The sequence below is a fragment of the Pseudoalteromonas sp. PAST1 genome (assembly GCF_021532515.1).
In the GTDB taxonomy this organism is placed as follows: Bacteria; Pseudomonadota; Gammaproteobacteria; order Enterobacterales; family Alteromonadaceae; genus Pseudoalteromonas; species Pseudoalteromonas simplex.
Genome location: NZ_JAKGBH010000022.1, coordinates 75,094 through 83,848, shown reverse-complemented (window position 1 = coordinate 83,848; position 8,755 = coordinate 75,094). Strand labels below are relative to the sequence as shown.

Genomic DNA, 8,755 nt, shown 5'->3' with positions numbered 1-8,755 from the left:
AGGACATATCATCGAAGTGCTGAATTAGAGACATAAAAAATCCGATATTATTTCTAATATCGGATTTTGAAGCTATGAAAAGATCAGTCAAGTGATCATAAAAATATTCTTAACTGATCAGCATTACACCTTGGTGCCTTTTTTGTTGTTTAATTACTTTAGCTTAAATCTAAAATGCATAGTTCCAAGTTAGATTTACAGTTCGGCCAGTGCCTGCAAAATAGCGAGTTGCCGATGGGTTTGTTTGGCCATAATAAGTGATGTAGTACTTATCTAGCAGGTTATCGATACCTAGGCTAAATGCACCATACTCAGCACTTTGATATTGCACTGATAAATCAACGGTTGTGTAGCCGTCAAATTCTTCACCAGTATTAAAGTCGCGATCAAACACTTTATTAACTTGTAAGCGGCTAGACAAACTTGCTGGCCATTGTTGCTGCCAGTAAAGGTTTAACCGTGTCGGTGAAATATTGCTGCCGCCTAAGTCGCTCTCTACTTTATTGTCGCCATCACCGTCATATTGGCCTTCTGTATCAGCGTAACTTGCACCGAATGTTGTGCTGTTAGTTAGGTAATACTGTGCATTGGCTTCAAAACCTGAGATCTCAGTGCGTTCACGTTTTACACTGTAAATACCATCAGCATCAGCTTGTAAACGAGAGCCTAAGTCTGAGTCAGATTCAAAGTAGCTGGCTTTAATATTGAAGCTATCGCTTGCATATTCAAAACCTAATTCGCGGTTATCAGAAATCACAGGTTCTAGGTTTAAGAAACTTTCAACCGATAAGCCAGCTTGGTTTATACCACGCAGTACACGCCCCACATCGGCCATGCTAAAGCCTTCGCTGTAGCTTGCGTAGAAACGAAGGTCATCAGTCACTTGGTAGACAACACCTAAGTTCTCTAATAATTCGTTAAAGCTTGGCTCACCGCCTTCTACAAAGCTGCTGTTGTAAGATGCTAGGGTAGTAAAGTCATCTACTTTTAATTTGCCGTACTCGTAACGAACACCGGCATTGAAAGTCCAATCTTCTAAGCCGTCATAACGTAGCTGAGCGAATGGTGCGATGTTATTAAACTTGGTTTTTGGCACCCAATGACGACCTGTTTGCGCAAGCTCTTGGTATGTTTCGTCAGAAAGTAAATCGATACCGGTCGCAATATCAAACTGGCTGCTTAATAGGTTATCTTTATTATAAGTAACGCGACTTCCAAACTTTTGTGACTTGTTTTGAGATTGGTCGTAAAGGTTTTCACCAAATTCAGGATCTTGGAAAGTACCAAATGTACCGCCGCCATACATTGCCGCAAAATCTTGCGTGAATAACTGAACTGCAAGGTTGCCGCCAGCGATATTAGTGTGGTTGTAATCAAGGGTGAAAGTTGTTACACGGTTGCGTGGTGCATCACCTTCTATATCGCCTTTTTCAGCTGATGTGGCAAGGCCTGTTGTTGGGTCACCATTAATAGCAACAAAATCTCCATTACCCTCAATTTTGTAGTGGTTCAGCATCGCTTGAATACTTTGTTCATTATCAAGCTGATATTTAACTTTTAAAAATAGGTCTAGGCTGGTTGAGTCTTGCGTATCACCTTGTGTGCCATCTAACCCAACAAAGTCTCCGTTACCATCGCGATACATACCTGTACTACGAGCCGATACACCACCAATAAAGCTAATATCATCTAGCTGTTGGCTGAATAAGTAGCTGGCTTTATAGCTTTGGCTGTCGCTGCCACCGTCTGTCGGAGTGCTAAACCCCGCGCTCATTTGGTGATTAAAATCGCCTGCTGATTTTGTGATGATATTAATAATACCGCCGCTTGCGCCCATGCCTTGGATTGCATTAGCACCACTGATCACTTCGATGCGTTCGATCATGGCAGGATCAATTGTATTGCCGTCACGAGAACCATTACGCAACGGGTTCGACTGAGGTACACCATCAATCATGTATAGCGGTTCACGGCCACGTAGTGTTTCACCTGCACTGGTCATTTTTTGACGACTTGGTGAAAAGCTCGGTAATAAATTACCTAAAATTTGCGATAGATCTTGAGTGTGAGCAAGTTGCTCAGCAATGTCTTCACTGGTAATAACGCTGATAGTTGCAGGTACAGTACTAACAGGTGCAGTACTACGCGTTGTAGAAACAGTAATACGCTCAATATCTTGAGCCTGATTTGCTAACGCAGCGATAGGAGTAAGTAAAAAAGGAAGCGCAAATTTCATTGACATCGTTAAATCGCTATATAATTGTTATTAAAAATTGTTCGTATTTATACATGTGTTTATTGCTGCAATCAATATTGTGTAAAGGCTATAAAAACTTGGTTTACTTTGGTTTTTCTGTAAGTGACTGATAATGATTATTTAATTTTTCTAAACGGTTATTTAATTAATTTAAAAAATAATTGGTAAAAAAGCCGCTTGTTGATTACCGTTAATGAAGGAGGAACAGCCATGACAAAAATAAATACAAAACACCCTGCGGGTACTTTCTGTTGGGCCGAGTTATGCGCAAAAGACTGGCAAGCTGCAAAGCAATTTTACACGCAACTTTTTGACTGGGGTTTTGATGATCAGCCAATAGGTGAAGACATGTATTACACCATGCTGCAAAAGCAAGGTGATGATATTGCCGCTATGTATCAACTGCCAGCAAGTATGAGTGAGATGCCAACCCATTGGTTATTATATATTGCTGTTGATGATGTTGACCAAAGCACTGAGCTGGCAAAATCATTGGGGGCAACGGTTTTGGCAGGACCACATGATGTCATGACGGCAGGTCGAATGGTGATGCTGCAAGAACCTGGCGGCGCAACATTTGCCTTGTGGCAAGCGGGTGAGCATATCGGGGCTAAAAGAGTGCAAGAGCTTAACCTACCTTATTGGTTTGAGCTTGTGTCGAAAGATATGCAAAAAAGTCGCGACTTTTATTGTCAGTTATTCGGATGGCAGTTTGAGGTGAAACCCATGGAAGGTATGGACTACACCTTATTCACTATTGATGAGCAACCGATAGCAGGCATGCTCGAAATGACCGATGAATGGCCAGATGATATTCCACCGCATTGGATGCCGTATTTTGCGGTAGCAGATTGCGATCAGGCGGTTGCCAAAGCAACGCAGCTTAATGGCGCTATTTGTGTGCCAGCAACAGACATTCCAGATGTTGGGCGTTTTAGTGTGATTACCGACCCACAAGGGGCCGTTTTTTCTATTCTTAAGTCAACCATTGATGAATTAACTTAAGCTCTTGGTTTTTGCCAATCTGTCCCAAAGTATACACCTAAGCCTCATCAAGATGCAGAAACTCGCACCTTGAGGTGGTTTAGGTATAAATCCCCCAACTAAGGAGCAGATTGATGACTAAGCATGTGGTGGTTACAGGGGCCAATAAAGGGATTGGTCTTAATTTATGTAAACAATATTCAGCCAAAGGTTACCGTGTTACCGCGGTGGTTCGCACCCCAAGCGAAGAACTTCAAGCACTCGATGTGAAAATTATTAGCGACATTGATGTATCTAACGCCGATGATGTTGCAACACTTGCCAATTACTTACACGGCGACAAAATTGATATTTTGGTTAATAACGCCGGTATTTTTCACAACGAAACATTCGCTGATATGGACTTTGCTGCCATCGAAAAGCAAATTAGCGTGAACAGTATCGCGCCTATTCGTATTACGCATGCATTACAGCAAAGTTTAGGTATTGATGCTAAAGTGGCGATGATTACATCGCGCATGGGCTCAATTGCTGATAACGGCTCGGGCGGTTACATTGGTTATCGCATGTCAAAGGCGGCCCTTAATGCTGCGAGTGTTAGTTTAGCCTATGAGTTAAAAGATAAAAAAATTGCTGTTGGCTTATTTCACCCAGGCTTTGTACAAACGCAAATGGTTAATTTTGCTGGCGATATCAGCCCTGAAACTGCAGCAGAGCGTCTCATCAAACGTATTGATGAACTAAACCTTAGCAACACAGGTGGGTTTTGGCATTCAAATGGTGAAACGCTACCTTGGTAATACTTTTTTCACTGTTTTTATAACTCGGTTAGTTAGTAGCTAAAAAGCTGCTAACTGCTGATAAGTTTCGCTAATTTTTGAACTTATAGTTTGCTATACTCGTACAATTAAAAGTCATTTTGATGTAGAGAACAGCACATGGAATTAGAGCAAAATAGCGAATTAACCCTTCCTCTTTTTTATTTCGATGAAAACCTTCATAGCCGCGATATTGAATCTCCAGATCTATTATTACATGTAACGTTAAGCGAAGAGTTACTCGCGCAGCTTTGTCAAAACCCAGCTGCTGATAGCAGTGTCGCTATTGCTATTAATGAATATCGTCTTGAAGCGTTAAATGATGATTATCAAGTATTGATTAATAGTGAGCACGACGCGCAGTTAACTTTAGTTCGCGGGCCATTATTGAGCGCAATGCTTAGCTGTGACAATGATCAAACTTTTGTGTCGCCGCAAGTAGATATGATGCCAACCTTCGATTTAGGTGATGACGTTGAAGATATCGAGGAGGAAGGATGAGAAAAACCCTCACGACCGTATTCGGCCTTATTCTTTTAAGTGGCTGTGCATATTTAGGCGCTGCTCATTACGATGAATTGTTTGGTGAAGAGCAACCTAGAGAGCGTGTTGTTGCTGCATCAACACTTGAAGGCGCCGAGTTTTTAAGTGACGTAAAACCTATTCTTGACACTCGTTGTGTGGTTTGTCACGGCTGTTATGATGCACCTTGTCAGCTTAAGTTATCTTCTGTGGAAGGAATTGACCGAGGTTTAAGTAAAGAGCGTGTCTATGATGGCACACGTTTGCTTGCACAAGAGCCAAGTCGTTTACTATTTGATGCGACAACCACAGCTCAGTGGCGTGAAAAAGGCTTTACGCCAGTGCTTAACGAGCGAGTACAAACCGAAGAAGCGAACCTAGCGGGTAGCGTGCTTTATAACTCTTTGGTGCTTAAGCAAAGCAGCCCTCTGCCTAAGCAAGCTATTTTAGGCGATGAGTTTGATTTTTCACTCGATCGTGAACAAACATGCACCACAATGAATGAGTTTGATTCATTTGCTAAAGATAATCCACACAGTGGTATGCCATATGGTTTACCGGGGATCTCAAGCGAAGAGTTTCAGCACCTTGCTAAGTGGCTCCGAAAAGGCGGTTATTTAGCTCATATCGAGCCTCCTGAAAAGGGTGTACTCAAACAAGTCGAACGTTGGGAAGCATTTTTAAATCAAGATGGTTTAAAGCATCAGTTGGCTGCTCGCTATATTTATGAGCACTGGTATTTAGCGCATATTTACTTCCCTGAGCATGGCGATAAACACAGCTACTTTAAACTAGTTCGCTCTTCGACTCCGCCGGGAGAAGAGATCAAGCATATTAGCACGCGTCGCCCTTATGAAGACCCTAAAGTTGAACGAGTTTACTATCGTTTAATGCATGACCGCTCGACTATTTTAGCTAAAACACATTTACCTTTAGCATTAAATGATGAAAAACTTGCCCGCATCCATTCGCAATTTATTGAAGCTGATTATCAAGTAAATAAATTGCCAAGCTATAAGCCTGAAGTAGCATCAAATCCGTTTAAAGCTTTTGCAGCAATTCCAGTAAACTCGCGTTATCAATTTATGCTTGATGAAGCAGAGCTTATAATCATGGGCTTTATTAAAGGTCCTGTTTGTCGTGGTCAAATCGCGTTAAACGTGATTAACGATCAGTTTTGGGTTGGTTTTGCTAAGCCTGAAATGGCGGCGACACCTAAAGTCGGTGAAATGTTGTTACAACATGAAGATGCGCTAGCTTTACCTGCAGAAGAAGAAAGTAACGCTTTACCGATTTCTAGTTGGGTAAAGTACTCAAAACGCCAAAACAAATACTTATCAGCAAAAGTTGCACTGGCAAATAAGATGTTTGAGAACGGTCAGCACCTTACCACCGATTTACTTTGGCAAGGTGAAGGTCATAACCAAAATGCAGCGCTGACGGTGTTCCGTCATTTCGATAGTGCAACGGTTGTAAAAGGTTGGATAGGCCAGCAACCAAAGACTGCTTGGATACTCGATTATGCCTTATTTGAACGTATTCATTACTTGCTGGTGGCGGGGTTTGATGTGTACGGCAATATAGGTCATCAGCTTTTAACTCGTTTGTATATGGACTTTTTACGCTTAGAAGGCGAAGCAAATTATCTGGCGTTATTACCAGAAGCTAAACGTAAAGAAGTTAAAGCTCAGTGGTATCGTAAATCACCACCTAGTTTAACCAGTTTCTTTGAAGATGAACTGTCATTTAGTCAACCTACTGGCATTGAATTCAAAACAGCAGATCAGCAGTCTGAGCTGTATAACATGCTTAAAGAGAAGCTCAAACCAATTTTGAGTCCTCGTTATGACTACACCAAAGTGCCAGAACCGCTTGCACAAATAAATGATTTGCCTGTCAAAGCAATTAATCTACTGCCGCAAATTTCGTTTGTGTTAGTCAAAGAGGGCGATGAACAGCACAAAGCCTATACTCTTATTCATCACAATGCTCATTACAATATTTCGAGTTTATTGAATGAAGAAGGGCAGCGAGCTTATGACGAAGATACTGTAACAATTGTACCGGGGTTTATTGGTGATTACCCAGAAGCAATTTGGTATCTACATAACGAACAACAGGTTGCTGCATTTGCAGCTGGGCTTGCTAAAGTGACTGATGAGACGGCATATAGAGACCTGAAAAGCGAATTTGCTATTCGTCGAACGCATCCTCAGTTTTGGCAATACAGCGATATTTTGCATCGTGTAGCTAAAGAATACCGAGGTGTCGAATTTGGGTTATTTGATTATAACCGCCTCGAAAATAGGTAGTCTTTAAGTACAGCTTTGTTTGTTGATAAAGCCCACTTAATAGTGGGCTTTACTGCTTAATTTAGACTAGAATAAAATAAAAAAGATCAGAGAAATGCATGTTAAACCTAGTTATTGATATCCGTAAAAGATATCGCTGGGGGTTATTAGCGATAGCGCTTCTAATATCCTTTTCAGCGGCCTTGATTCAATCTTTGTTGTATATCCAAAAGGGTGATGCCGAGGTGATCAATATTGCCGGCAAGCAACGAATGCTCTCTCAAAAGATTGCTTTGCATGGTAACGCATTAATTTATGACAAGTCTCTGCCTGTAAAGCAACAGCATCGCAAGCTGCTACAAGACACCGTTGAGCAGTTTATTGCAGGTCACCAGTTTTTGGTTGCTCGCGATGGTCCAAATACGTTTCGTCATTTAAATCAGGAGTTAGAGGCACATTACTTTGCTGCTCCAAATAAGCTTGATGCGCGTGTTAAGCGCTATGTAAGTAAAGCACAGAAGCTATTAAATAGCCGTGACGACTACACAGATTTTGACGGGCCTGTTTTCGAAACTCAACAAGTTGAAGTCTTATTAAATGAATTAGATGTAGCTGTTGAGTTGCTTGAGCAAGAGTCTGTAAAAAAAGTCACATTTATTGCAACAGTTGAATTAATTTTTTGGTTAACGGCTTTGCTGTTGTTATTGATTGAACTATTTTTTGTCTTTAAGCCAATGGAATCATTAATCGCTAAAACAATTAATAAGTATCAAACTCAAAAAGAATATGCGGAGCAAATAAGCAAAAATAAAGAGCGCTTTATAGCTCGCGCAAGTCATGAATTTCGAACACCAATACAAGGCCTTACAGCCTCTATTGAAGCGCTTGATATCAATGAACAACAGCTCGCAACTAAAAAACAAGCTGTTTATTGTGTGAATAGATTAGTCGCAATGTTAGATGAACTTGTTGATTTACAACAGCTCACAACAGGAAATTGGCAATTAAACCCGAGTCGTGGAAATTTAAAGTCGACTCTAAAACACGCGATCATCCCATTTGAATATGTTTGCGACGAAAAGAATATTCTGCTTAGTATCGATATTCCAGAATCTCTTAACAAAGATGTACTTACTGATCATGCTCGTTTACAGCAAGTTTTGGCTGAACTCATCAACAATGCAGTAAAGTTTACTGCTGAACAAGGTCGAATTGCGATCACAGCAAGAAGCCAAGGCGAACAAAACTATATTATTGAAGTGCAAGATAACGGCAAAGGATTTGAAAAGCCACCGACCGATATACTCAGCTTGGAAAATGATAGCGAGCAACATTTTCAAGGCCTTAAAACTGGTTTGTTGAGGGTGGTGCATATTGTTAAAGCTTTGCAGGGGAATATTGAGTTTTTAAGTGCTCAACCGCAAGGTGTTAAAGTAGTGCTTAGCTTAGAGATAAGTAATGCCGCTGGTGATGACGCAGAGGTTTTATTACCCAATAAGTTACACTGCTTAATTGTGGAAGATAATCAGTTGAATGCCACTATATTAGGTCGTATTTTAGGGCAGTTAAATTACAGCTTTGATATCGCTGAAAATGGCTTAATCGCCACAGATAAAGCGTCAGATAAGCAGTATGATTTAATCTTTATGGATTTGAATATGCCAGTTATGGATGGCTTTAAAGCGATTGATATTATTCGTAATGAGCAGGGGCAACAGGTGCCAATTTTGGTGGTGACGGCCAATACATCAAATGATGATTTACAACGTGTGTATGAACTTGGGGCTAACCTACATGTATACAAACCGATCTCGCTAGATTCAGTGCAAAAAGCTCTCAGTATTTTATTTACCGAGAGCTCACAGGGATAACCAAAGCGTTAA

At 40.9% G+C, this 8,755-nt stretch carries 6 protein-coding genes; 5 read left to right on the top strand and 1 reads right to left on the bottom strand.

What is annotated here, in order from left to right:
• Positions 1-169 precede the first annotated feature (169 nt).
• On the bottom strand, positions 170-2,236 hold the full coding sequence (locus L1272_RS12540; protein ID WP_166339642.1) for a TonB-dependent receptor: 2,067 nt from the start codon (positions 2,234-2,236) through the stop codon (positions 170-172).
• 231 nt (positions 2,237-2,467) lie between these two features.
• On the opposite strand from L1272_RS12540, the gene L1272_RS12535 reads away from it, so the two are divergent.
• From L1272_RS12535 to L1272_RS12515, 5 genes are all read left to right on the top strand, one after another.
• A complete protein-coding gene (locus L1272_RS12535) occupies positions 2,468-3,262 on the top strand; it encodes a VOC family protein (protein WP_138601202.1) in 795 nt (264 codons plus the stop codon).
• Between the two features lie 113 nt (positions 3,263-3,375).
• Positions 3,376-4,041, top strand: a complete 666-nt coding sequence (locus tag L1272_RS12530; protein WP_054554102.1) for an SDR family oxidoreductase — start codon at positions 3,376-3,378, stop codon at positions 4,039-4,041.
• A 138-nt stretch (positions 4,042-4,179) separates the two neighbouring features.
• A complete protein-coding gene (locus L1272_RS12525) occupies positions 4,180-4,560 on the top strand; it encodes a hypothetical protein (RefSeq protein WP_054554103.1) in 381 nt (126 codons plus the stop codon).
• Positions 4,557-6,893, top strand: coding sequence for a fatty acid cis/trans isomerase (locus L1272_RS12520; RefSeq protein WP_235373554.1), 2,337 nt, complete (start codon positions 4,557-4,559; stop codon positions 6,891-6,893). The genes L1272_RS12525 and L1272_RS12520 overlap by 4 nt, the downstream gene beginning before the upstream one ends.
• Positions 6,894-6,991: 98 nt before the next feature.
• On the top strand, positions 6,992-8,743 hold the full coding sequence (locus L1272_RS12515) for a hybrid sensor histidine kinase/response regulator (protein ID WP_235373553.1): 1,752 nt from the start codon (positions 6,992-6,994) through the stop codon (positions 8,741-8,743).
• Positions 8,744-8,755: the final 12 nt, after the last annotated feature.